This window comes from Helicobacter sp., assembly GCF_022770205.1.
Taxonomy (GTDB): domain Bacteria; phylum Campylobacterota; class Campylobacteria; order Campylobacterales; family Helicobacteraceae; genus Helicobacter_D.
Genome location: NZ_JALEIK010000016.1, coordinates 29,481 through 55,290, shown reverse-complemented (window position 1 = coordinate 55,290; position 25,810 = coordinate 29,481). Strand labels below are relative to the sequence as shown.

Sequence of the window (25,810 nt, the reverse complement as noted above, 5' to 3'; positions counted from 1 at the left end):
TTCTCTTTATAAACACTATTGCACTATTGATTGGATTTTCAGGTTGCTTCAAGCAAGATTTAATGACTTTAAAAAATCCTAATTTTAAAGAAGTAGAGAATCTTGAAGATATTTTCATCATACAGGCTTATGCAGCATTAGATACAAACGATTATGATAGCGCACAAACAGCCTTTGCCAATGCTTATATAATTAACCCAAACCCAAACTATCTCAAAGAAATTTTAGGGATTTTAGTCGCACAAAACAAACTCCAAGAAGCACAAAAAGAAGCCTATGCATTTTTAGAAAAATACCCAAAAGATGAAATGGTGCGTAGCGTGCTTATTGGAATCTTAACAAACACCAAGCAATTTGACTTAGCCTTAAAAGAAGCTAAATTACTTTTACAATACCACAAAAATGCTGAGAGCTATGAACTAATCTCCTCTGTATATTTTCTACGCCAAGACTACAAAAATGCTAGTAAATACTTACAACTTGCTTATCATCTCAATCCCAATCCAATTTTGCTAGACAAACTTGCCACCACACATCTTTTATTCTTAAAAGATTCTAAAACTGCCATATCTCTCTATGAAACCCATATCAAAACACAAGAAATCACAAAATCTATCGGGGATAAACTCGCTGCAATTTATCTGGAATCTAAACTCTATTTAGATGCTGCACGCATTTACGCATTGCTTTTTGAAGAAACCAATGCGCAAGATTATGCGCGCCTTGTATTAGAAATTTATACAAAAACTAAACATTTAGATTTAGCGGAATCTTTTTTGCTAAAGCACTCTAATATTGCTATGCGCAATGCCTTACTCTTTGAAATCTACCGCTTACAAAAAGACACACAAAAAACCATCAAGCAAGCAGAAATCATCTATCAAAACACGCAAGATTCCAATTTCTTAGCCTACAAAGCAATGCTTTCTTATGAAAATTCAAAAACACGCACAAAAACTTATCTCCAAGCCATAGAAAACGATTTAAAGGAAGCTGCATTAAAAACCAATGAAGCACTCTATTGGAATTATCTAGGCTACTTAATGATTGACCACGATTTTAACGACTCTATGCGCATTCAAAAAGGCATAAAATATGTGCAAAAAGCCCTAGAAGAAGACCCTAGCAACGCCTATTATTTAGATTCTCTTGCTTGGGGATATTTTAAACTCAAAGATTGCCAAAATGCTAAAACAATAATAGAAAAGATTCCAAATTCGGAAATACAAAAAGAAGAAGAGTTAAAAACACATTACAAAAAAATTCTAAATTGCAACCCATAAGGAAAAGACAATGGTTATTTTAGTAACAGGAGCATCTAGCGGCTTTGGTAGAGAAATTGCTAGAAAATTTGGCGCAAACGGGCATCAAGTCATCGCACTTGCAAGGCGTAAAGAACGCTTAGAATTGTTAGCAAAAGAGATTCCACAATGCGTCATCTTACCCTGCGATATTTGCAATAAAGATGCCTTAAAAAATGCACTCTCTTCCCTGCCAAAAGATTTTCAAGAAATTGATGTTTTGGTTAATAATGCAGGGCTTGCGCTAGGTATTGAACCTGCGCAAAAGTGTGATTTTAACGACTGAGAGCAAATGATTAGCGTTAATATTACAGCCCTTAGCTACCTTACGCATCTCCTATTGCCACAAATGGTGGAGCGCAAAAACGGACACATCATCACTTTAGGTTCTATTGCTGGGAAATACCCTTATCCCGGTGGCAATGTCTATGGGGCAACAAAAGCTTTTGTTAGACAGTTTGCACTAGGATTGCGTGCAGATTTGGCAGGCACAAATGTAAGAGTAAGCGATATACAGCCCGGGCTTGCAGAGAGTGAGTTTTCACTCGTGCGTTTTAAAAGAGATAAAGCGCGTGCTGATGCACTCTATCAAAATAGTCAGGCACTTCAACCACAAGACATTGCAGAAGCAGTGTATTGGGTTGCAACTCCACCAAAACACATCAACATCAACACCTTAGAAATGATGCCAACAAGCCAAAGTTTTAGCGCGTTAGCTGTGCATAAAACAACTCCATAAAATACGCTTGCCCTACACTAATGCCGCCATCATTACACGGAATCTCTCCATTAAGATACACCTCTTTGCCCACAAGCTTTTCTAAAACAAGTTGCGTTAAAAGAGCATTTTGAAAACATCCCCCACTTAATGCAATATGCGTGTAATCCTTAGCAATTTCTGCAATCACACTAGCAAGCGTAATATGGAATCTTAATGCAATCTCGCACACTTCCACACCCGACTCTAGCTCTTTGCAAATCTCCCTAACCATAGACTGATAATTTACCACACCTTCTTGGATTGTATAAGAATACGCTCTTAATTTTTTAGATTCCAACTTTTTCAAAGCGTTTAAAGCAAAGGATTCTAACACCATCCCCCCCTCTCCCTCATAACTACTTTGCACACAAACACCACAAAGCGCACTAACTCCATCAAAAAGCCTCCCTACACTATTACAAGGCACTCTTACCCTTGATTGTTTTGCATTTAAGGCATAAAAAATCTCTAATTCCTCTTGTGAAAACTCCTTAAACAAGGATAAATCAAGCGTTTTATACTCTCCCTTAAAACTCTCAAAAATCAAAGATAATCCAAGCCTTCTAATATCCTCAATCGCCCTCTCTCCTCCTAAAAGCATCAAAGCATCAAAATACGCAACACGCTGATATTCCAAAGGCTTTTTAGGATTCCACTCTAAAAACTCACCTCCCCATATCATCCCCTGCCTATCCTTGCTACTATCGCCATATCCTGTTCCATCAAAAATGACACCCAAAACCTTCTTATCAATCCTATTCTCTACCACATTAGAGAGCAAGTGTGCAAAATGATGTTGCACGCATTCTATCCTTTTTGCATCGCTAATAAACCCCCTTTGAGCATAATTTGGATGCAAATCTAGCACAAAATTTTTAGGAGCAATTTTATATTGTGTTAAAAATAATTTTTGTGTCTTTAAAAAATTCTCCACACTCTCAATATTCTCTAAATCTCCCAAATGCGGACTAAGCAAAACCTTGTTTTGTATTTTTAAACAAAAAGTTGCCTTTTGTTGCGCCCCAAGCGCAATAAAATCCTGCGCACTTTTAAATGGCAGGGTAATCTCCGATAAAAATCCGCGCGCACGGCGCAAAACCTGCATTTGCTCTTTACCCTTATGCGTAATAACACGCACTAAACTATCATCAATGGGATTTAAAATATTACGATTATAAAATAGCACTCCCTCACACACTCCCTCAAAAGCTTCAACAATTTGAGAAAAATCCTTAATAATTGGCTCTCCACTTACATTAGCACTTGTAAAAATTAATGGAAAATTAAGCTTTTCAAACAATAAATAATGCAAAGGCGCATAGGGCAAAATAATACCCAAAGTAGCAAGTTTAGGAGCAATGATAGAAAGCGGCAAAGAGATGTTATCTTTAAAATCACAAAGCAAAATTGGTGCAGCACTAGAATTTAAAATCTCTTTTTGCAATGCGCTTAAATGCACATAAGATTCCGCCATTTCCGTATTTTTACACATCAAAGCAAAAGGCTTTCTAGGGCGATTCTTACGCTTCCTTAATGCTAAAATCGCCTGAGAATCTAGCCCATTACACACAAGCGCATACCCCCCAATCCCCTTGATTGCTAAAATCTTTCCTGCTTTTAGGTATTCTACCGCTCTCTCTAAAGGGTTTTGCATACAATCTTCTCCAAGCCTCTTGCATAAAACAAAATCCTCTGTGCATTCCTTATATGCCTCTAAATTCTCAGTAAAAAACAATCTTGGACCACAATCATAGCAACAATTAATTTCTGAATGGAATCTCCTAGAATTAGGATCATTATACTCATCTTGACACGCTTTACACATCACAAAATCTGCCATTGCTGTGCTTTGCCTATCATAAGGAAGTGTTTTTATTAAACTATATCTCCCGCCACAATTTGTGCAACTTATAAACGCATAGCCAAAGCGACGATTTTTTGGATTCTGCATTTCTCTTAAGCATTCTTCACAAAGCGCAATATCTGCTGGGATTGTTGCACCTAATCCATTCCCCTGTGTGCTTTGCATGATGCTAAAGTCAAAAAAGGATTCCGCATTTTTAATTTCTTGTTTAAAAATTTTAGTCACTTTTGCAACCTTAGGGGGAGTCTGCAAAGCCTTTTCAAAACACTCCAAAGCCTTCTTAGTGCCTTGCGCTAGAATTGTTACACCAGCAGTCGTATTGCGCACATTTCCAAAGACTCCGCATTCCTTAGCAATTCTATACACAAAAGGACGAAATCCAACGCCCTGCACCACACCTTGCAACTCAAACTCATAAGTTATATGCGGAATCTTTGACATTTCAAACTCTCTTTATCAATTAAAGTATAGAATTTTAAAATATTTTTGATTAGGATTTAGCAAAATGCTATGCGGAATCTATGCTATCAGCGATACAACACTAACCCCCTACCCAACCCTAGAAAATGCACTCATACAAGCCATAAAAGGCGGAATCACACTTTTTCAACTGCGCGATAAAAACACGCAAGATTCCGCCTTAGCTTCCTTATGCACGCCTTTAATGCAGCTTTGTCAAAAACACAATATCTCCTTCCTCTTAAACGATCGCATAGATCTTGCCATCTCTCTACAAGCGCAAGGATTGCACATTGGCAAAAAGGAAGACAATACACCTTATAGCAAAGATGAGCTCAAAAAAATTCGCTCTAAATTTAATGGAATCCTAGGCGTTTCTTGCTACGGAGATTTAAACCTAGCAAAAAATGCTGCCCTTGCTGGAGCAGATTACATTGCTTTTGGAGCTTGCTTCCCCTCACACACAAAACCCAATGCTAAAACAATTTCCCTAGATATTTTCACGCAAGCCCAAAGTCTAGGACTCCCAATATGTGCCATAGGCGGAATCCAAAAAGATAATATTGCACGCATTAAAGATGCGCAAATGGTAGCGTGCATTCGTAGCATTTGGCAAGGAGACATCACGCAAAATGTTAAAAATTTAATGCAGGCTTGGAGAAGAGAAAAATGCACTTAGACACTCTAAAATCATTTTAAAAAATCGGATTTCCCACACCATACATCATAAAAAGCACCATAAATGCAGCGAAAATCCCAAGCAATAAAGGAACAAACTTTGTCATACCTATCCTTAAAAGAATGAAAATGCAAGATTTAGCATACAACAAAAGACCTAAAAACTTTCAGCAATTCATCGGACAAACACATCTTTTTGGAGAAAATGCACCCTTTATGCGATTAATTTTGACAAAAAAGATTCCGCATTCCTTTTTCTTTGGACCACCAGGAAGTGGCAAAACAAGCGCAGCAATGCTCATTGCTAAGACTATGGATTCCCCTTTTTATGCACTCAATGCGACAAATTTTAAATCCGAAGATTTGCGTAAGATTTTAACAGCACACCATAACACTTTACAAAAACCCTTAATTTTCATTGATGAAGTGCATAGGCTTAGTAAAACCCAGCAAGAAATGTTACTTCCTATTATGGAAAATCACACCGCTTTAATCCTAGGAGCTTCTACGGAAAATCCCTATTTTGCACTCACACAAGCAATCCGTTCGCGCTCTATGGTGTTTGCATTTAAGCCCTTAAACACAAAGGAGCTAGAGCAGATTTTAAAGCCATTTGCACTCAATGAAGAAGTGCAAAATTTTCTTATCCAAACTAGTGGTGGCGATGCAAGAGCAATGCTAAACTTACTAGATTGCGCACAAAGCACGCAATTACCGCTAAATGTGGAGCTGTTAAAATCTTTGCGCAAAACTGCACCAAGCGGCACTAGCGAGCTAGATGCGCATTATGATTTAATCTCAGCAATGCTTAAAAGCATCCGCGGGAGTGATGAAAATGCAGCAATTTATTACCTTGCAAGACTCATTCAAGGGGGAGAGAATCCAGAATTCATTGCAAGAAGACTTGTGATTTTAGCAAGCGAAGACATTGGCAATGCAAACCCAAACGCCCTAAACTTAGCAAACTCCACAATGCAAAGCGTTGCAAAAATCGGCTATCCAGAAGCTAGGATCATCCTTAGCCAATGCGTGATTTACCTTTGTGCTAGCCCTAAGTCAAATTGTGCGTATCTAGCCATCAACACAGCCCTAGATTATGTAGAAAAGCACCCCAATGAAGAGATTCCACCCCACATTAAGCACTTTCACAAAGGTTATCTCTACCCACACGACTTTGGCGGCTATGTAGAGCAAGGCTATTTAAATAGGGATTTAAAATTTGTCAAATGGCTTCCAAAGGGCTTTGAAAAAACCCTTAAGGAATGGTTGGATAAAATTAAAGGGATACACTAATTTCCCCTTCAAACTTCATTCCACCACGCAATACAAGAATGACAAAGAGCAGTTTCTTGCTGCATAAAATCCATATTTTGATGCGCTTGACAAAAACGCTTGTGCGCTATTCCATTCCATATTTCTTCTAAATCCTGTTCATACACATTCCCTAAACAAAATTTCTCAACATCTTCTCTGCCCAAATAGCCCCTTTGGTGCTCACAATGCGCAACATCTCCACTTGGAAAAACATAAAGGCTTCCAAAAGGTGCGCTACAAGAATGCCTTTGCTGTGCCGCTCTAATCGCAGCAGTATTCGTCTAATCAACATATTCTCCATTTGCTCCTGCACAGCCTGTACAACAACTAGAAGTTACTTTGATACGATGAGATAAACTTACAATACGATTCCAAAACACAAGCATTTCTACCATCCTATGCTCTTCATACATAATAGCAAAATGTATTGATAGCGATGGTTTTAAGCTTTCAATCAGTTTAGCAATTTCTATTAAATTTTGTTTAAAAACTTCAAAAAATCCCTCTTCACATCTCTCATAAGTTTCTTTTGTAAACAACACACTAATCACCCAAGAATCCACCCCAGATATAACTAACTCTAAAAATTTCTTTGGCGTTAATAAAACTCCATTTGTGGCAATCTCCACAGATGAAACCCCATATTCTTTTGCGTGCTTTACAAAGTTTCCTAAGCGTTCATCTAAAAGCGGATCTCCCGGACCTGAAAAAATGCATTTAGCCCTAGCCTTACCTGCATATTGCAAGATGTTTTCAACTTGTGCAGTCGCAATTTTTTTATCTGTTTTAAAGTAATCATTGCGCAGCGTTTTGCTTAGACTAAAGCCAAACCAAGGACAAAACAAACAATTTGTATTACAAGTATTTAATAATGCAATCCAAATTTCACGCGGATATTTAAAATAAGAGTCTTTCACCACATTCCACTGCATTGAAAGATTATACAATCTCCTATCCTCAAAAAATTGCGTTTTATAAACACTATCCCACCTAGAGTGCATTGCGTTGCGCAAATGTTTTTCTAAAATTTGATTTTTATAAGCATATTCTGTGGCATAACGCGAGAAATTATCTAAGCTTACAAGCTTAAAAAAGATGGAATCCTTAATTTTTTCATAAGGATTACGGAAGGCAAAATAACTATTTTCTTGTGCTAAAATGACTTTTTTATAGACTCAATCTCTAAATCAGCTAAATCTATGTTAAAAGCTACAATAATCCCCCCCCCCCGCACCTGTATAAGTAATTAAAAAAATCTACACTATAAAAATCACTAACAAATGCAATCTCTACATCTTCTTGTAAAATCTCCCTTAATATGAGATAATCCTCTGCTTTAATAGAGGTTTTAAACTTAATAAAACTTAACTGCTGCATTACCTTCCTTTTAAAATGATTTAACATAATTTCACGCATCCACCGCTGAGGCTTTAGGATGGTTGCGTCCATAGATTGTAACATATTCTACTCTCCATAAGCAAATTTCTTATGCAGTCAAACAATGGATTCCATCGCCAATAACATTCTAACTACCTAACCGCACTTCCAATAATTAAAGTGCTTTGACAAGACTCTCTCTAGCTAACTGACTAATGCTATCCCATTGTTTTGCTAGCACTAAATCCTTAGGACTAAGCCAAGAACCACCTACACACAGCACATTTTCAAGCCCCAAATATGTCTGCATATTCTCTAAGTTTATTCCCCCCGTTGGACAAAATTTAACGCTAGGAAATGGCGCGGCAAGGGACTTTAGCAAATCGACGCCCCCAGCACTTTGCGCAGGAAAAAACTTTAAAGCCCTAAAGTCAAATTCTAATGCTAGCATTAACTCACTAGCCGTCGCCACGCCGGGAATTAGTGGTAAATCCACCTCCTTAGCCTCTTTTGCAAAGATAGCATTTAGCCCGGGGCTAATAGCAAACTTAGCTCCTGCCTTCTTGGCTTCTTCAAGCATTTTAGCATTTAGCACCGTGCCAGCCCCCACAACGACATTTGGCACTTCATTTGCTATAAGGCGTATCGCTTCAAGTGCATCTTTGGTTCTTAGAGTAATTTCTAAAATTTCTATACCACCAGCTACCAGAGCCCTAGCTAAATCCACACTTGTTTTTAAATCATAAATCGTAATCACAGGTATGATTTTATTAATCTGTAAAATATCTATCGCTTGCATTCTTATCCTTAATATTTAAATTTTCTTAAGCTTTATTTAAAATATCCTCCAAAGCTCATTGCTCCTGTTTCAGCACTTGAGCTTTGCGCTCTTAAAGCTGCAAAAAGCTCCCTGCCACAGCCAAAAATCTCTGCATCAACAGCATACACACTCTCTCTATTCTCCCACTCCTTTTCCTCCACTAAAGCTTGCAAAATACCATTTTGAGCATCTAAAATTATCATATCCCCATCTCTAACCTTAGCAATATTGCCACCTAGCAAAGCTTCTGGGCTAGTATGAATGGCTGCTGGAATTTTTCCTGATGCTCCTGACATTCTACCATCTGTTACCAAAGCTACCTTAAAACCTTGATCTTGTAAGCTACCAAGTACGGGGGTAAGCTTATGGAGTTCTGGCATACCATTAGCTCTAGCTCCTTGATAAGGCAAAATTGCAACAAAATCTTTTTGTAACTGCTTATTTTCAAAACGCTCCAAAAGCTCTTGCTGGGAGTGAAAAACCATAGCAGGAGCTTTAATCACTCTATGCTCCTCTTTGACAGCAGAAATTTTAATCACCGCCCTACCCATATTTCCACGCAAAATTTTAAGCCCCCCATCACAAGAAAAAGGCTGCTTCACGCCGCGCAATATGCTCTCTTCCTTGCTTTGCTCCACGCCTTTTTGATACACAATTTTGCCATCAAGCAAAAAAGGATTCCGTGTATAAAAGTCCATCCCCTCCCCCATAATCGTATCCACATCATTATGTAGCAAGCCTTCTTTTAAAAGCTCACTTATCACAAAGGCTAAACCACCTGCTGCCTCAAACTGATTCACATCCGCCTTGCCATTAGGATAAACCCTAGCTAAAAGCGGAATCACACTAGAAATCGCATCAAAATCATCCCAATTAATAAGGATTCCAGCAGCCCTAGCGATGGCGATTAAATGGATGGTGTGATTGGTAGAACCCCCCGTTGCCATAAGCCCAACCATAGCATTAATAATATTTTTCTCACTAAGCAACTCACCTAAGGGCTTCACTTTTTGACTTACCATATGCCTAGCAGCTTCTTTAACTAAAGCCTCTCTTAAAGGTGTGTTAGGATTGATAAAAGCAGAATTTGGAAGATGCAAGCCCATAAATTCCATCATCATTTGATTAGAATTTGCCGTACCATAGAAGGTGCAAGTGCCTACATCGTGGTAAGAGCGCATCTCACTTTCAAGCAACTTGTCGCGTGAAATTTTACCCTCTGCAAAGAGTTGGCGCGTTTTTGATTTTTCATCATTGGAAAGCCCGCTAGTCATAGGACCTGAAGGCACAAAAATACTTGGCAAATATCCAAAACTCAAAGCCCCTATCAAAAGTCCGGGCACGATTTTATCACAAACCCCAAGATAAAACGCCCCATCAAAAACATTATGCGACAATGCTATTGCAACACTCATAGCAATCACATCCCTAGAAAACAAACTTAGCTCCATACCTTCATACCCTTGAGTGATACCATCACACATAGCAGGCGTCCCACCCGCAAACTGCGCTAAGGCTTGATGCTTAAATAACTCTTGTTTGATGAGATCGGGATAATGCTTAAAAGGTTGGTGGGCTGAGAGCATATCATTATAAGAAGAAAGGATAGCAAAATTCAAAACCTCATTTGCGCTTAAACTCTCCTTGATATGCTTTGGAATGCTTGCATAAGCGTGCGCCAAATTCGCACAACCTAAATCTTGTCGCTTTATCTTTTTTTTATAATGAGTCAAGCGTTCAAGGTAGGCTTGGCGAGTATCTTTGCTGCGCTCTATTATTGTATCTGTAATTTGTTTTAATTTTTTTGTAACCATTTTTATCCTTTAATTCGCAAGAGTTTAGAATTATGCTATAATTTCCCCTAAAATTTCAAACTAAGACATAAAATCACTTCTAAAGGAAATATCATACAAGGTTTCACTTTTATTCTATTTGGTGCCACAGGAGACTTAGCAATGCGGAAGATTTTCCCCGCACTCTATCAAGCCTATGTGGATGGTTATTTTAATGCGCTTAAAGGAATCATAGCAACAAGCAGAACAGCTCTTAGCACACAGGAATTCCTAGAAAAACTTAATGCCAATTCTAAATTTCACATTAAGCATTTAGATGAAGAAAAATGGCAAAGCTTTGTGCAACACATTAGCTATTTAAGTATTAATTTAAATAAGGCTGACGACTTTTCTATGCTCCGCCAAAACATAGCTTTAAACGCACAAAACATAGTGATTTATTTCTCCATTTCGCCTGAATTTTTTATCACAGCTTGTAAAAATTTAGCTCTTGTAGGGCTTAATAAAGAAGCTGTAAAAATCATTTTAGAAAAGCCTTTGGGCGTTGATTTGCAATCTTGTAAAGACATTAATACATCCTTAATGGACTTTTATAATGAAAATCAAATTTATAGAATAGATCATTATCTAGGCAAAGAAAGTGTGCAAAATTTACTCACACTAAGAACTTCAAATCCTCTTTTAGCTGGGCTTTGGAGCAAAGAGCATATCGCCTGTGTTGAACTTAGCGTTTTTGAAACTCTAGGAGTTGAAGGCAGAGGTGAATTTTATGATAATGCCGGAGCTTTACGCGATATGCTACAAAATCATATGTTACAAATTTTCTCACTTATCACAATGCAATTACCTCCAATCTTAAACGCTGAACAACTAAGAAAAGCAAAGCTAGAACTTTTTAAAAAGCTTAAACCGCTAAACGATGAAGACATAGCCACACAAGTAGTAAGAGCACAATACAGCGCAAATGCTGGACTTAAAGGCTATTTAGAAGAAGAAAAGGTAAGAAAAAATAGCACAACAGAGAGCTTTGTAGCTCTAAGGGCAGAGCTTTTAGATAAAAATTGGCTTGGAGTACCCTTTTACCTTAGAACAGGCAAAAGAATGGCGCACTCTTTCGTCCAACTCGTATTTCACTTTAAAAACAAGAAAGACAATTATGCCAATAGACTAATCATACACCTACAACCTGAACATAAATTAAACTTAAGTTTAAATATCAAAAAAAGCGGAAACACGACCCAAAGCGAAGAAAAAACTCTCCACTTAAAGCTCAATGAAGAAAGTATGCAACCCTATGAGAAACTGATTTTAGATGTGATTGAAGGAAATCAAGCTTCTTTTAACCATAAAGAAGAGCTTGAAGCGGCTTGGGCTTGGGTAGAACCCATCTTACAAAATTGGAATACAGACAAAACCCCTTTGTATAACTATCCTGCGGGAAGTTTTGGTCCAAAAGAAGCTGATAAATTAATTCAACAATCCGGTTATGAATGGCACAATCCTTAACTTTGATCAGCCTAAATGAGCAATACTAAAACACTTATGTCTTAAATTTCTAAAATTTTACCTATCGTTACTCCTTGTCTTAAGAATTTACAGATATAATTCTTAGATAGACACAACACATAAAAGTAAGGTAGGGTTCAATAGTAATATGGCGTTTCAACTTTACGAATTTAAAAATACAACGCAGGTTAGCACAGCTCTAGCTCAAGCTGTAATTAACTCCATTCAAAAAGAACTTAAGCAAAAAGATTCTATTAACATTGCGTTTTCTGGAGGAAAATCCCCTTTAGATTTTTTAAAAATTCTCAGCACTTTTGAATGTGAATGGCAAAAATGTAACATCTCTTTAGTAGATGAAAGATTGGTTGAATCACACCATCCCGATAGTAATGCTGGTGTTATTAAAAATTATTTTTTACAAAACTCAGCAAAAGTTGCTAATTTCACTCCTTTTTTTAACTCACTTTCCCCTATTGATGTTATACTCAAGGAAGCCAATCACACTTATAAACAACCTAATTTAGCTATTCTTGGTATGGGAAACGATGGACATACAGCCTCCTTGTTTCCCAATGCTTTAGATTTTAAAGAATCCTTAACCACAGAACAAAATATAGTTTTTATTGAGCCACAAAATGCCCCACACAAAAGGCTATCTATGTCTCTCTCTGCTTTACAAAAATGCGATAAACTTTTTTTGCTTATCATCGGTGATGAAAAAAAGCAAATTTTTAATGAAGCAGCAAAAAATATCAATATTAATCTTCCTATTTCTTATATACTCCATTCTAAAGAGGTAAATTGCGATGTCTATTTCTCAAAATAAAAATTCCTACCCACGCATTTTAGCTGATATTGGTGGCACTAATGCACGCTTTGCTCTTCAAACAGAAGCCAACAAAGTTGAACACATAGAGGTGTTATCTTGCAATGACTACAACACCGTTGTTGATGCTGTTAAGAGTTATCTCAATAAAGTCAATAATCCGTCCATTAAATTTGGTGCTTTTGCTATTGCTAATCCTGTGGTTGGAGATTGGGTACAAATGACAAATCATCATTGGGCTTTTTCTATAGAAACCACAAGACAAGCCCTCAATTTAGATGTTCTTCTTCTCATCAATGACTTTACCGCACAAGCCTATGCTGTATCAAAAATGTCCCCCAAAGAATTAATGCAAGTTGGAGGACACTCTTGTGATTTAGATGCTCCAAAAGCAGTTTTGGGTCCAGGAACGGGACTTGGAGTAAGCGGACTCATCCCTTACAATGAGAATAGCCATGTCGCCTTAGCTGGCGAAGGCGGACATGTGAGTTTTGCACCTTTTGATGATACTGAAGTAGTGATTTGGCAATATGCAAAGAAAAAATATGGACATGTATCAGCCGAGCGTTTTTTAAGTGGATCTGGATTAGTTTTAATCTACGAAGCTCTAGCACACAGGGAAGGCATTAATAACCAAAAGTTAAGCCCAGAACTCATCAGCGAACATGCCTTAAGTGGCAAATCTCCACTTTGTAGGCTTACCCTTGATATATTCTGCGCTATGCTTGGCACAGTTTCATCAGATTTAGCTTTAACCTTAGGGGCTAGAGGTGGGGTATATTTATGCGGAGGAATTATTCCTCGCTTTATTAATTATTTTAAAACTTCACCCTTTAGAACCCGCTTTGAAGACAAGGGCAGGTTTGATGCCTATTTAGCCGCTATTCCTGTTTATGTGGTTTTAGCTAAATATTCCGGTATTTATGGGGTAGGAGTGGCTTTAGAAAATCACCTCATAGAACTAGGAGTTAGATAATGGGCTTAACACAATTAAATTCCTACAAAGCCCTAAAGCAACATTTTGAATTAGTTAAAAATAAGCATATGCGTGCTTGGTTTAGAGAGGATAAAAATAGAGGACAGCGGTATTTTCTGCAAAATGGGGACTTGAAACTGGATTATTCTAAAAATCGTTTAGATGATGAGACTTTAAGATTGCTTTTTGCATTAGCTAATGAATGCAAACTAAAAGAAAAAATTGATGCTATGTTTGAAGGCAATAAGATTAACACCACAGAAAATAGAGCCGTCTTACACACAGCACTAAGGAATAGAGAGAGAAATTCCCCTGTTAAAATTGATGACGTTGATATTATGCCTAGCATTAGAGAAGTGCTAACAAAAATGGAAAATTTTTCCGATGCCCTAAGAGTTGGTTCTTGGCTTGGCTACACCCATCAAGTCATTACAGATGTGGTTAATATCGGCATAGGGGGATCTGATTTGGGTGCTTTAATGGTATGCAAAGCGTTGAAAAACTTTGGACATCCTCGCTTAAATATGCATTTTGTTTCCAATGTAGATGGAATCCAATTAGAAAGTGTGCTCTCAAAAGTACATCCAGAAAGTACACTTTTTATTGTAGCCTCAAAAACTTTTTCTACACAAGAAACACTCACAAATGCTCTTAGTGCTAGAAAATGGTTTTTGCGCCACGCCCTTGATGAAGCGCATATTGCTAAACACTTTGTGGCTGTTTCTACAAACAAAGAAGCAGTAAGGGAATTTGGTATTGATGTGGATAATATGTTTGAATTTTGGAACTGGGTTGGAGGTCGTTATAGCTTATGGTCTGCAATAGGTTTAGCAATCATCATTTATCTTGGCAAGGAAAATTTTACCACTTTACTTGAAGGTGCTTTTGTAATGGATACACACTTTCGCACCCAACCTTTTGAAAGCAATATACCCATTTTAATGGCTCTTATTGGAATTTGGTATATCAATTTTTTTGATGCTGGCTCACATATCATAGCTCCTTATGATTCTTTGTTGCGTTATTTTCCAAAGTTTATACAGCAACTTGATATGGAAAGCAATGGAAAACAAATCACTAAAAGTGGCATTGGAGTGGATTACGATACAGGTCCTATCATTTGGGGAGATACTGGCATTAACGCTCAACACGCCTTTTTTCAGCTTCTCCATCAAGGGACGCATCTAAGCCCTATTGATTTGATAGCTTCTTTAAGTAGAAAAGGACATTTTGCCGAGCACCACGATATTTTACTAAGCAATGTGTTTGCGCAAGCTGAAGCCTTTATGCAGGGCAGAAGTCTTGAAGAAGTAAAGGAGCAAATGCGAAAACAAGGCTTCACAGAAGAAGAAATTGACAAGCTAGCTGTGCATAGAGTCTTTTCAGGCAATAGACCTAGCAATATTCTTTTGCTAGACACAATTAACCCAAAAAGCATAGGCTCACTAGTAGCACTTTATGAGCATAAAATCTTTGTGCAAGGTGTGCTATGGGATGTTAATAGCTTTGATCAGTGGGGAGTGGAGCTAGGAAAAGAATTAGCAGGCACAATTTTAACAGAATTGAAAGGAGGAGAAAGACAAGAACACGACAGCTCTACAACAAATTTAATCCAAATCTATAAACGATTTAATTCAATTTAAAGGAAGAAAAATGCAAACAAAATCCAGCAATTTCGCATTGGTAACCCTAACGGCTTTGTTTTTTGCAATGGGGTTTATTACGGTATTAAATGATATCTTGATACCACATTTAAAGATCATCTTTGACTTAAATTATTTTGAGGCGGCGTTGATACAATTTTGCTTTTTTGGGGCATATTTTATTACTGGTGGCTTTTTTGGAAAACTCTTGGAAAAAATTGGTTATCCTTTGGGGGTTATAGGTGGCTTTATTTTAACAGCTTTAGGATGTATTTTATTTTATCCTGCAGCCTCCACAGCTTCATATCCTATTTTTCTTGGAGCACTATTTGTTCTAGCTAGTGGTGTTGTTTTACTCCAAACAGCTGGAAATCCTTTTGTAACCCTATTAGCACCCGGCAAAGAAGCATCTGCTTTAACCTTAGTGCAAGCTTTTAACTCTTTAGGGACAACACTAGGTCCACTTTTTGGAGCTATGTTTATACTCTCAGACACAGCGTCTTATGTTAGCAAGGCGCAAGAAGCAGAATCAGTGCAACTGCCCTATCTTGGAATAGCTGGAGTCTTAATCATTTTAGCTGTGGTAGTATATCTCTTAAAATTGCCTGATGTGCGCGAAAAAGCTGAACGAATCAGTAATGAAAATCAAGATGGTAGAGTGAGTATGTTCCAATATCCACATTTAGTTTTAGGTGCTGCTGGAATTTTCTTTTATGTGGGCGCAGAAGTATCCATAGGTTCGTTTTTGATTTTAACGATGGAACAAGTGGCACAAATTGACCATGTTTCTGGTGCTAAATACATAGCATTTTATTGGGGAGGAGCTATGGTTGGACGCTTCATTGGTAGTGCCTTAATGACTAAAATTGCACCCAATAAATGTTTAGCCTTTAATGCGATTATAAGCTCTCTACTCATTATTTTAGCTGTTTTAGTTGGTGGCAAGGTGGCGATGGTTGCATTAATTGCTGTGGGATTTTTTAACTCAATTATGTTCCCAACTATCTTTTCTTTGGCAACTAAAAATCTTGGTAAATTCACCAGTCAAGCCTCTGGTCTTATTTGTATGGCAATCGTAGGTGGAGCAATCATTCCTCCGATACAAGGATTAGTAGCTGATTATTCCACTTTATTATTATCTTATGTTATACCTTTGCTATGCTATTTCTATATCTTATTTTTCGCACTCAAAGGCTATCAACCAAGATAACTTTTGGGATAATATGCCAAAAATGATTTTTCATTTTTGGCATCTTCTTAATCTAGTTTCTATTCACACAATTTAAATGTTCGAATGCAAGCTCTAATCTTTTTATCATATTTTCCTCACCTGCTCTTAACCACACTCTTGGATCATAATATTTTTTATTTGGCTTATCTTCGCCTTCAGGATTACCAATTTGCCCTTGCAAATAAGCGCTATTTTCTACCTCATATCTACGCACTCCATCCCAAAATGCCCACTGCGTATCGGTGTCAATATTCATTTTGATAACTCCATAACTCACTGCCTCCCTAATATCAGCTAACTCACTGCCACTGCCACCGTGAAAAACAAAATTAATGGGCTTGTCTTTAGAAAGTCTAAATTTTTCCTTAACAAAACATTGAGAATTTTTAAGAATCTCAGGTTGAAGACTCACATTTCCGAGCTTATAAACCCCATGAACATTACCAAAGCTTGCTGCTATGGAAAATTTATCACTAATCTTAGTTAATCTCTCATAAGCAAGGGCAACATCTTCAGGTTGAGTATAAAGTCTGGCATTGTCAATATTTGTATTATCCACACCATCTTCCTCTCCTCCCGTGCAACCCAACTCTAATTCAAGGCAAATGTTTAAGGCATCCAACTTCTTAAGATATTCCTCACAAGTGCTTAGATTACCTTCTAAATCCTCTTCACTCAAATCCAACATATGAGAACTAAATAAAGCCTGCCCATTTTTTTGCTTAAATTCAGCATTGGCTAAAATTAAGGCATCAATCCAAGGTAAAAGCTTTCTAGCAGCATGATCTGTATGTAAAATCACAGGCACACCATAAGATTTAGCCAATAGATGCGTATGTTGCGCACCACTAATGGCACCTAAAACCTCTCCATTAGGACAAGTCTTACCCGCATAAAATTTAGCTCCCCCATTAGAAAATTGAAGGATAACAGGAGAATTCACCCTCTTCGCACTTTCTAAAACTGCATTGATGGAGCTTGTATTAACAACATTAACCGCAGGGATAGCAAAACCCTCATTTTTAGCATATTCATAGATAAGATTGAGTTTATCGCCACTAACAACTCCAGGTTGAACTAAATTTAAAACACCCATTAAATAACTCCTTTAAATACAAATTAATATAAACCTATCATTAAAACTTTTACAATTCTAAACCAAAAGAAGTCAAAAAGATATAAACTATTTAACTTCTTTAATAAAGGAATCTTTATTGATTTTTTCACGGATTTCGCTTAATCTACTCTGCGCTTCCTGTCTTGTTGCAAAAGGTCCGATTAATAGACGATTATTGTCTCCAGATTTTTGCATACGATAACTTAATTTACTTGATTCAATCAAGCTCAATAATTCCTTATTTGGTGAAAACTTATTAAAAGAACCCACCTGCACATAAAAACCTTTTGTTGCTTCACTTCCCTGTAACGCCGGATCACTTACCTTCACATCTTTAAAAGAATCAGCTGGATTTTGCTTAGGGGATTCTACCTTTGGTGTTTGCGGTTTTGTTATTTGTGGCGGAGTTACAGGTTTTAGCGGCTCTGTGGGCTTTGGATCTTGTTTAGATTCCATTTTGGATTCCGTATTTGACTCTGGCACACTTGGAAGGTTTTGGGCATTTTGTTTTGCTTGTTCTGCTTTAATTTGTTCAATAATTCTTTGGAATTGATCATCAGCATTTCCACCTCCTTGAATTGGCTCTTGACCAAAATCATTAGTTTGTGCATTTGACATCTGTGTATTTGGAATTTGCTGCTCAACACGCTCTAATGGCTTTTGCACCTCCATTTGCACCTCTTCTTTCTTGGAATCATTTTGAAGCATATACACCACCAAAATCACAACAGCAAATAACAGCACACCAATAGCACTTAACAATACAATTTTCTTACCGCCACCACTCTTCGCTTCATCAGTATCATCAGCACTGCTAATCAATAAATCATCTAATTCTAATTCTCTTTGCTCTTTTTTTGGCTCTAATTCTGTCATTTTCTCTCCTTTACATATGTCTTGACCAAGATGCACCGCGTTCCTTTTGATACACTTCATACGGAATCGCTAAAATGTTAAAACTACGCGGAATATCCAAAGAAGGAAACATTTTCCATTCTGTTGGCATTTTTTGCGCAAGCTTCGCACCAAGCATTTTTGCTAATTGGCAAGCCTCTTGAAAAGTCGTGTGTCCCTTATGCACATACAAATGTAAATGCCCGGGTGTTTTTGTTGCATAGGCTGTGAAATTAATAAACCCTTCTTCACGCAATAATAACTGCGCCCTATGCCAAAAGCGCTCTGCGTTAAATCCATTGTAATCAAATACAATATTTTCCACCTTATCTTGTGCGTTAATTAGCGAGTGAGCAATGGTAATTTCTTTTTTAAAGTGGCTTTGCAACAGATTTCTACTAATAGACTCATCTACTCTTTTGAATTTATCATAAAAGATTCTCCCATTATGTTGAATCTTTGTTCCTAATCCAGACTCTTTAATCCAATAATGCGAAGTAATCATTTTGATTAATTTCAAATCCATATCAGTTACCACCGCATCACTCCTTTAGAAAATTGCTTTGTTATAAACTGGGAATTGTAGCGCAAGTTCCTTTAATTCCATTTTTATTTTCTCTTGTTTTTGCGTGTTTTGAATATCATCTAAAACATCAGCAATTTTATTTGCCACAATGTCAAATTCCTTCTCCTTAAAGCCCCTAGCCGTTAGTGCGGGAGAACCAATTCTAACACCGCTTGTAACAAAAGGACTCCTTGTTTCTCCGGGAACTGTGTTCTTATTGATAGTGATGCCTGCATTCCCAAGTGCTAAATCTGCGTCTTTTCCGCTAAATTCTTTATCTAGCAAAGACAATAGCACTAAATGATTATCTGTGCCATCACTTACAATTTTATATCCCCTTTGCATTAAAACACTTGCTAAAACCTTCGCATTTGTCTTAACTTGCTTTGCGTATTCCTTCCAAGAAGGCTTAAGATTCTCTCCAAAGCCTACCGCCTTGCCAGCAATAATATGCATTAGTGGTCCGCCTTGCATACCCGGAAACACCGCTTTATCAATTTTCTTAGCATAGTCTTCATTGTTTGTTAAAACAAGTCCACCCCTAGGACCCCTTAGTGTTTTATGCGTTGTTGTTGTAACCACATCTGCATAGGGGAAAGGATTTGCATACTCTCCTGCTACCACAAGCCCTGCAATGTGTGCTACATCTGCCATTAAAATTGCCCCCACACTATTAGCAATCTCCCTAAACCTAGCAAAATCTAGCACTCTTGAATACGCGCTAAACCCACACACGATTAAATTTGGCTTCACCACTTTTGCAATTTCAGCAACTTTATCATAATTAATGAATCCATCAAGCTCCACACCATAAAAAAAGCTTTGATACATTTGCCCTGTAATGCTAACCTTCGCGCCGTGTGTCAAATGCCCGCCGTGGCTTAAATCCATTCCTAAAATCTTATCATAAGGCTTTAAAAGTGCGGAATACACCGCTGCATTTGCTTGACTGCCTGAGTGTGGCTGAACATTTGCAAAGGCACAACCAAAAAGCTCTTTTGCTCTCTCAATTGCAATTTCTTCAATCTTATCTACAAACTCACAACCCCCATAATAACGCTTATAGGGATAACCTTCAGCGTATTTGTTTGTTAAAACACTTCCCATTGCCTCCATCACGCTAGGAAAGGTAAAATTCTCACTTGCAATCATCTCTAAATGCGTATTTTGACGCTCTAATTCTTGGTTAATCAACTCTAAAATCTTAGAATCCGTCTGTTGTAAAACATAGCTCATTTTTCGTCCTTTATTTCTTTTTTCTGTGGCTTTAAAGCGGGGAATAAAATCACATCTTTAATGCTTGTGCTGCCAGTTAAAAGCATTACAAGCCTATCAATCCCTATTCCTTCCCCAGCAGTTGGCGGCATACCATAAGAAAGAGCGGTGATATAATCCTCGTCCATATATTGTGCTTCTTCATCTCCTGCCTCCTTTGCTGCAACTTGCGCCTTGAAACGCTCTAGTTGATCTAGGGGATCATTTAACTCACTAAAACCATTTGCAATCTCACTTCCGCCAATAAATAACTCAAACCTATCTGCAATGCAAGGATTTGTATCATTGCGCCTTGCAAGCGGACTAATGGCAATAGGGAAATCTGTAATGAATGTAGGATTAATTAACTTTTCTTCTACAAATGCGTCAAATGCTTCACTTTGTAGTCTGCCTAGCTCCATTTTGGATTCCAACTTTACATTGTTTTTTAGCAAATATTCATACAGCGCATTCTCATCTATCGCCACATCTCTAGGGATTCCGCCAATCTCTACAAGCGCATCTTCATAGCTAATCTCCCTAAATGCGCCAAAATCAATGCTTTTACCATTAAATTCTAATTGCTTGGGTAAATCTAGCATTTCTAACAAATAATAAAACAACTCTTTAGTTAGCGCAATTAAATCCTTATAGTCCTTATACGCCCAGTAAAATTCAATCATCGTAAATTCCGGATTATGCGAGTGATCCATTCCTTCATTTCTAAAATTGCGATTAATTTCAAAAACCGCTTCAAAGCCCCCAACAATCAGTCTTTTTAAATAAAGCTCTGGAGCAATTCTAAGATAGCGTTCTACATTTAAGGCATTGTGATAGGTTACAAAGGGCTTGGCATTAGCACCACCGGGAATGGGGTGCATCATCGGCGTTTCTACTTCTAAAAATTCCTTAGATTCAAAGAATTTACGCACACAAGACACAATGCGCGAGCGCAAAATAAAGCTATCACGCACCTTGCTATTCATAATTAAATCCAAATACCTTTGGCGATAGCGCAACTCAATATCCACTAATCCGTGAAACTTCTCAGGCAAGGGTGAAATGGCTTTAGTTAGAATCTTAAATTCCAAAGCGTGCAGGCTTAACTCTCCTGTTTTAGTAACAAAAGGAAAGCCCCTTGCTACCACAATATCGCCCACTTCAATGTATTTTTTAAACACTTCAAAATTTTCATCTAACTCATTTTTAGAAAGATACACTTGCAACACACCGCTATAATCCTCAATCTTAATAAACGCAGCCTTGCCCATTAAACGAATAAACTTAATTCTCCCCGCAACTTGCGCGCTTTTAGTAGTGTCTTTTCTCTCTTGCAGATCTTGCACACCCTTAAAAGCTTGCAAAAACTCTTGTGTGCTACTCTCTTTTATGATTCCATTACCATAAGGATTAATTCCTATTTCACGCAGTGCATCAGCCTTTGCAATCCGTCCTGCCACATACATATCATTTTCAAACATTGCCACTTCCTAAAATCTCCACTTTATCTAAATTTTCTAACACAGGCTTTGCATCTTGCACAAAATCAAGCTTAATAATCGCCTCCCCCGTGCTTTTTAACATCGGATACAAATAGCTATTTTGCGTTTTGCTTTCAATAAAACTTCTAACAAATTGGACATTTGTAAGTGCTGCAATAATGATAGAAAAAATCACAAAAACTTTCAAAGCTCCAAAAACAAAGCCAAATAAACGATCAACAGCACTTAATGCGCTTAAGCGCACCAATTTTTGTAGCACTTCAGCAATCAGCAGCGCACTCACCCAAATCACAACAAGCAGCACCAAAAACCCAATTAATGTCATTGCAGAAGGATTCTTAAACGCATACACATTTGCGCTAATCCAAACCCCAACACTTCCGCTATACACAGAAGCCACATACACACCACCAACAATTCCAGCTAGTCCGAAAAACTCCCGAATAAACCCATTCATCACACCGCGTATCGCAAGCAGTAAAATTAAGATTCCAACAATACCATCAAACCAACTAAAATCCATCACGCACCTTATAAAAAATAAATGAAAGCTTATTTTACACAAACCAAAATAAAATAAAAATTTATGCTACAATGTTTTACGCATAGTTTTAGATTTTTTAGAAAAAGGATAAAAATGGCAGCAAAAGAGCATAGTTTTGACATTTCGGCAAAAGTAGATCTTCAAAAGTTTAAAAACGCACTAGAACAAGCAAAAAAAGAGATTGACAACCGCTTTGACTTTAAAGACGACAAAGCAAAAGAGCTAAACTTCAATGAAAAAGACAAAATTCTAAGCATTTTAGCCACAAGCACTAACAAGGCAAAGGCAATCAAAGACATTTTGGATTCCAAACTTATTAAACGCAATCTCTCCTTAAAAGTCCTAAAAGAGCTAAAAGAAGAATCCGCAAGTGGTGGCAACACCAAAATCACCTATAAACTCAACGACACCCTAGATGACAAAAACGCAAAGGCAATCAATACGGCAATCAAAAATGAAAAATTTAAAGTCAGCACACAAATCCAAGGCAATGAAATCCGCGTTAAAGCAAAGGATATTGATGAGCTACAAAAAGTTATTGCGCATTTGCGCAAAATGGAATTAGAAGTTGCATTAAGTTTTGGAAACTTTGCGTGAGTGCAAAACGCATCTCCATAAACCTTAAAATTACGCAATCCAAGCGCAAAAAAGATTCCATAAATCAAAAGTTGGAATCCAAAATACAAGCAAGCTTAAAAATGAAAAAGGATTTTTTTAGAGCAATTTTAAGCCAAGAAGTGCTAACAAATAGGCTCTATGGAATCCTAGCAGGCATTTTATGCGCAGTTTGTTTAAGTGCGTTTATTTATTTAGAGCATTTCTTAGGCAATAAAAACCTCCCGCTTTACTCCACACTTTTTGCGATTTTTGGATTCTTTTTATATCTTAAACTTTCGCGCTTAGGAGCGTTTATCTGTGGAGGAATGCTAGGAATTTTATGGTTTTATTGGGTGGGCTTTAGCTTTAGATTTTATGATTTGTCGTATTTCATTCCACTTGTTTGGATTGTGTTTTTTGCAGTGTATGGCGCGCTTTTTTATCTCTTTTGCTTTTTTTCAAATCCCTTTTATCGCCTGATTTTACTGACTTTATCAAGCTTTATCCACCCCTTTGGCTTCAATTGGTTAATTATGGAATCTGTTTTAACTAAAAGCTACTTTTTCCCTTCTAAATTCACGCTTTTTTTGCTTCTTTGTGCGATAATTATTTTAAGCGCACTTTTGGCTAAAAAACTCTACAAAACAAGCTTAATTTGGCTTTGTGCTTTTACTCTTTTACTCCCACACAATGCAGAAATCAAAAAAGATTCTAACATAATATCACTAAAAATCAAAACCACACGCTTTGAAATCCCTCAAGATGAACGCTGGCAAATAAGTCAAATGCCAAGCATTCTTACACAAAATTTTGACGCAATTTTAGACGCTAAAAACGCAGGCTATGATCTTGTTGTTTTGCCAGAAACCGCCTTTCCCCTTAGCTTAAACTTAGAACCAACACTAATAGAAAAATTAAAAGAATATAGCAAAGGAATCGCAATTTTAACCGGAGCAATTTTTCAAGATTCCACACAAGAAAAACCACGCTTTTTTAACAGCGCGTATTTGTTTGAAAATGGAGAAATGCAAGTCTTTCACAAGCAAATTTTAGTGCCTTTTGGCGAGAAAATTCCTTTGCCAGATTTTCTAGCAAAGCGGATAAACAAAATGTTTTTTGATGGCGCAGAAGACTTTATTACGCAGGATTTTAAAACGCCAAATTTTGCGTGGATTAAAAACCAACGCTTCCAAATTGCTATTTGCTATGAAGCAACAAGAGATGAATTTTACACAAACTCCCCTAGCAACCTTATTGCCATTAGTAACAATGCGTGGTTTGCGCCAAGCATTGAACCCACCTTACAAAAACTTCTAATGCTCTATTTTTCCAAAAACCACAACACCACAATCTACCACTCTAGCAACGCTTCAAAAGACTTCACACTGCCTTAAGTGCTAAAAACTCCTTATAATACACCCAGGATTCTATAATTTTAGGACTTTTTACGCGCAACACTTCTAAATATCTCTCTGTTGCTTCCTTAAAGGCTTGATGCATAAACGCATTTGTTTGAAAATACTCTAGCAAGGTTTTTGGAGCAATCCTTTTTGCAATTTCTCTATCTCTTTTTGCAAAAACTTCTTTCACAAAGATTTGCATATACTCACCAACAACCTGCCTTAATTGCGCCTCTTTTAAAAAGCGTTCATAATCTTTTAAAGGAATCGTAATGATAATAGGCTCTATGGCTTCTTCAAAAAACAAATGCGTAATATCCACATTCTCTTCATCGTTCTCTAAAGCATAGCAAGTTCTAATACTTACCGTAACTCCACCCTCTAATTGCAAAGCGTCTAAATCATTGCTAAATCCATAGCGCAATTTCTCTATATCGCTTGAATGCGCATAAATATGAAGGGGTAATAAAAACTCAAAATCCGCAATCCTCCGCTCAAAAAACCTCTCATCACAATCTTGTGGAATCTCTAATCCAAAATACCGCGCAAGTTTTATAAAAGCCTTATGCGCATTTTTTCCAATAATCTCTTGCATATCCAAATAATACACATCACGCAACTGCACGCAATCTTTAAGCATTAAAGCATCGTGAAAACACATCATTTTATCAAAGCACCAAAACGGCAGGGATTCCAAGCTAGGCATAGGCTTAATATCCGTATAAAAGCCATATCCCACACGATTTTCTAAAATCGCAAAAGGATTGCACGCTAGCGTGAAAATTTCCCTAAAATCTCTCTGTCTTTTATAGTTTAAAAGGCTTGTAAGAATCAAAATGGGATCTCTTACTAAATTCATCGCTGGCACATTTGGCATTAATGCAAAATATTTTTTATAATCCCCTTCAAATGCATAATCAGAGACGACTAAAAAGATAAATTTATCCCCCCCCCCCCGACTACTTGCTTGCATCTTTTTCCTAGCTTCTAGGATTTTTAAATACACATCCATATAAACTCCACGCGCATCTAAACCATAGAAATTCTCACAATAAATCTGTATCCCACCGCATTTTTGTAAAAACACATTCATTCCTGTTGCTCCGCTTGCGTGACTTCTTAAAAACACAATATCCACATAAGGAAGTGGTAAATTTAAATCCCAAGCACACGAAGGATGGAGTTGCGTATAATCTAAATCTTTAGGATTAATAAGCGGTGGATAAGGAAGCTTTGCATAACGCTTTTTAAATGTTTTAGATTCCAACCAAGCAGACATAAACTCTAAATTATCAAGCATCACTTTAATCATTGCAGGGCTAAAACGCCCAACATCAACAATATCTTTTAATTTTTTATAAAGAAGTTCAAAACGATTTTCCATTTGTT

General features: G+C 37.3%; 23 protein-coding genes and 1 pseudogene. 11 read left to right on the top strand and 13 right to left on the bottom strand.

From position 1 onward, the window contains the following. Window positions 1–62 precede the first annotated feature (62 nt). Both MRZ19_RS02845 and MRZ19_RS02840 read left to right on the top strand, forming a co-directional pair. Window positions 63–1,283 carry a hypothetical protein gene (locus MRZ19_RS02845; RefSeq protein WP_291030125.1) on the top strand — a complete coding sequence of 407 codons (1,221 nt, stop codon included), beginning with the start codon at window positions 63–65 and terminating at the stop codon, window positions 1,281–1,283. Window positions 1,284–1,293: 10 nt separating this feature from the next. Further along, window positions 1,294–2,040: pseudogene (locus MRZ19_RS02840) on the top strand (SDR family NAD(P)-dependent oxidoreductase). Here MRZ19_RS02840 and hypF read toward each other — a convergent pair. Continuing rightward, complete coding sequence (hypF, locus tag MRZ19_RS02835) at window positions 2,006–4,366, bottom strand: carbamoyltransferase HypF (RefSeq protein WP_291030123.1); 2,361 nt, start codon at window positions 4,364–4,366, stop codon at window positions 2,006–2,008. The pseudogene MRZ19_RS02840 and the gene hypF sit on opposite strands and share 35 nt — an antisense overlap. 64 nt (window positions 4,367–4,430) lie before the next feature. On the opposite strand from hypF, the gene thiE reads away from it, so the two are divergent. Both thiE and MRZ19_RS02825 read left to right on the top strand, forming a co-directional pair. Beyond that, the gene (thiE, locus tag MRZ19_RS02830; RefSeq protein WP_291030121.1) at window positions 4,431–5,063 is read left to right on the top strand and encodes a thiamine phosphate synthase; all 633 of its coding nucleotides are present in this window, start codon (window positions 4,431–4,433) and stop codon (window positions 5,061–5,063) included. Window positions 5,064–5,191: 128 nt separating this feature from the next. Next, window positions 5,192–6,355, top strand: a complete 1,164-nt coding sequence (locus MRZ19_RS02825) for a replication-associated recombination protein A (RefSeq protein ID WP_291030119.1) — start codon at window positions 5,192–5,194, stop codon at window positions 6,353–6,355. Between the two features lie 8 nt (window positions 6,356–6,363). On the opposite strand, the gene MRZ19_RS02820 is transcribed toward MRZ19_RS02825, so the two are convergent. The 5 genes from MRZ19_RS02820 to edd form a co-directional block, all read right to left on the bottom strand. Further along, on the bottom strand, window positions 6,364–6,642 hold the full coding sequence (locus MRZ19_RS02820) for an SPASM domain-containing protein (RefSeq protein ID WP_291030256.1): 279 nt from the start codon (window positions 6,640–6,642) through the stop codon (window positions 6,364–6,366). A 15-nt stretch (window positions 6,643–6,657) separates the two neighbouring features. After that, window positions 6,658–7,377 carry a radical SAM protein gene (locus MRZ19_RS02815; protein WP_291030117.1) on the bottom strand — a complete coding sequence of 240 codons (720 nt, stop codon included), beginning with the start codon at window positions 7,375–7,377 and terminating at the stop codon, window positions 6,658–6,660. A 208-nt stretch (window positions 7,378–7,585) separates the two neighbouring features. Beyond that, complete coding sequence (locus MRZ19_RS02810; RefSeq protein ID WP_291030115.1) at window positions 7,586–7,753, bottom strand: hypothetical protein; 168 nt, start codon at window positions 7,751–7,753, stop codon at window positions 7,586–7,588. A 175-nt stretch (window positions 7,754–7,928) separates the two neighbouring features. After that, entirely contained in the window at window positions 7,929–8,552 is a 624-nt protein-coding gene (locus MRZ19_RS02805) for a bifunctional 4-hydroxy-2-oxoglutarate aldolase/2-dehydro-3-deoxy-phosphogluconate aldolase (protein ID WP_291030113.1), read from the bottom strand. 32 nt (window positions 8,553–8,584) lie between these two features. Further along, window positions 8,585–10,387 carry a phosphogluconate dehydratase gene (edd, locus tag MRZ19_RS02800; RefSeq protein ID WP_291030111.1) on the bottom strand — a complete coding sequence of 601 codons (1,803 nt, stop codon included), beginning with the start codon at window positions 10,385–10,387 and terminating at the stop codon, window positions 8,585–8,587. A gap of 72 nt (window positions 10,388–10,459) precedes the next feature. Between edd and zwf the strand changes: the two genes are divergently transcribed. The 5 genes from zwf to MRZ19_RS02775 all read left to right on the top strand — a co-directional run bounded on the left by zwf (window position 10,460) and on the right by MRZ19_RS02775 (window position 16,527). Then, the gene (gene zwf, locus MRZ19_RS02795) at window positions 10,460–11,872 is read left to right on the top strand and encodes a glucose-6-phosphate dehydrogenase (protein WP_320606507.1); all 1,413 of its coding nucleotides are present in this window, start codon (window positions 10,460–10,462) and stop codon (window positions 11,870–11,872) included. 148 nt (window positions 11,873–12,020) lie between these two features. Continuing rightward, entirely contained in the window at window positions 12,021–12,698 is a 678-nt protein-coding gene (gene pgl / locus MRZ19_RS02790; protein WP_291030109.1) for a 6-phosphogluconolactonase, read from the top strand. Continuing rightward, window positions 12,679–13,674, top strand: coding sequence for a glucokinase (locus tag MRZ19_RS02785; protein WP_291030107.1), 996 nt, complete (start codon window positions 12,679–12,681; stop codon window positions 13,672–13,674). Before pgl ends, MRZ19_RS02785 begins: the two co-directional genes overlap by 20 nt. Further along, window positions 13,674–15,317, top strand: coding sequence for a glucose-6-phosphate isomerase (pgi, locus tag MRZ19_RS02780; RefSeq protein ID WP_291030105.1), 1,644 nt, complete (start codon window positions 13,674–13,676; stop codon window positions 15,315–15,317). Before MRZ19_RS02785 ends, pgi begins: the two co-directional genes overlap by 1 nt. Window positions 15,318–15,327: 10 nt before the next feature. Continuing rightward, a complete protein-coding gene (locus MRZ19_RS02775; protein WP_291030103.1) occupies window positions 15,328–16,527 on the top strand; it encodes a sugar MFS transporter in 1,200 nt (399 codons plus the stop codon). Between the two features lie 52 nt (window positions 16,528–16,579). Here MRZ19_RS02775 and fbaA read toward each other — a convergent pair whose 3' ends face one another. The 6 genes from fbaA to MRZ19_RS02745 form a co-directional block, all read right to left on the bottom strand. Then, the gene (gene fbaA / locus MRZ19_RS02770) at window positions 16,580–17,644 is read right to left on the bottom strand and encodes a class II fructose-bisphosphate aldolase (protein WP_291030101.1); all 1,065 of its coding nucleotides are present in this window, start codon (window positions 17,642–17,644) and stop codon (window positions 16,580–16,582) included. 87 nt (window positions 17,645–17,731) lie between these two features. Continuing rightward, window positions 17,732–18,541 (bottom strand): SPOR domain-containing protein, encoded by an 810-nt coding sequence (locus MRZ19_RS02765; RefSeq protein WP_291030099.1) that lies wholly within the window; start codon window positions 18,539–18,541, stop codon window positions 17,732–17,734. A 10-nt stretch (window positions 18,542–18,551) separates the two neighbouring features. Beyond that, entirely contained in the window at window positions 18,552–19,097 is a 546-nt protein-coding gene (locus MRZ19_RS02760) for a DUF1882 domain-containing protein (RefSeq protein WP_291030097.1), read from the bottom strand. 12 nt (window positions 19,098–19,109) lie between these two features. Continuing rightward, the gene (locus MRZ19_RS02755; protein ID WP_291030095.1) at window positions 19,110–20,360 is read right to left on the bottom strand and encodes a serine hydroxymethyltransferase; all 1,251 of its coding nucleotides are present in this window, start codon (window positions 20,358–20,360) and stop codon (window positions 19,110–19,112) included. After that, window positions 20,357–21,859, bottom strand: a complete 1,503-nt coding sequence (lysS, locus tag MRZ19_RS02750; RefSeq protein ID WP_291030093.1) for a lysine--tRNA ligase — start codon at window positions 21,857–21,859, stop codon at window positions 20,357–20,359. The genes MRZ19_RS02755 and lysS overlap by 4 nt, the downstream gene beginning before the upstream one ends. After that, window positions 21,852–22,403 carry a CvpA family protein gene (locus MRZ19_RS02745; protein WP_291030091.1) on the bottom strand — a complete coding sequence of 184 codons (552 nt, stop codon included), beginning with the start codon at window positions 22,401–22,403 and terminating at the stop codon, window positions 21,852–21,854. Before MRZ19_RS02745 ends, lysS begins: the two co-directional genes overlap by 8 nt. A gap of 114 nt (window positions 22,404–22,517) precedes the next feature. Here MRZ19_RS02745 and MRZ19_RS02740 point away from each other — a divergent pair, with 114 nt between their 5' ends. After that, window positions 22,518–23,021, top strand: coding sequence for a YajQ family cyclic di-GMP-binding protein (locus MRZ19_RS02740; protein WP_291030089.1), 504 nt, complete (start codon window positions 22,518–22,520; stop codon window positions 23,019–23,021). Beyond that, window positions 23,018–24,415, top strand: a complete 1,398-nt coding sequence (lnt, locus tag MRZ19_RS02735) for an apolipoprotein N-acyltransferase (protein ID WP_291030087.1) — start codon at window positions 23,018–23,020, stop codon at window positions 24,413–24,415. The genes MRZ19_RS02740 and lnt overlap by 4 nt, the downstream gene beginning before the upstream one ends. Here lnt and MRZ19_RS02730 read toward each other — a convergent pair. Continuing rightward, complete coding sequence (locus MRZ19_RS02730; protein WP_291030085.1) at window positions 24,402–25,805, bottom strand: DUF2972 domain-containing protein; 1,404 nt, start codon at window positions 25,803–25,805, stop codon at window positions 24,402–24,404. The genes lnt and MRZ19_RS02730 overlap by 14 nt on opposite strands. Between the last annotated feature and the right edge of the window lie 5 nt (window positions 25,806–25,810).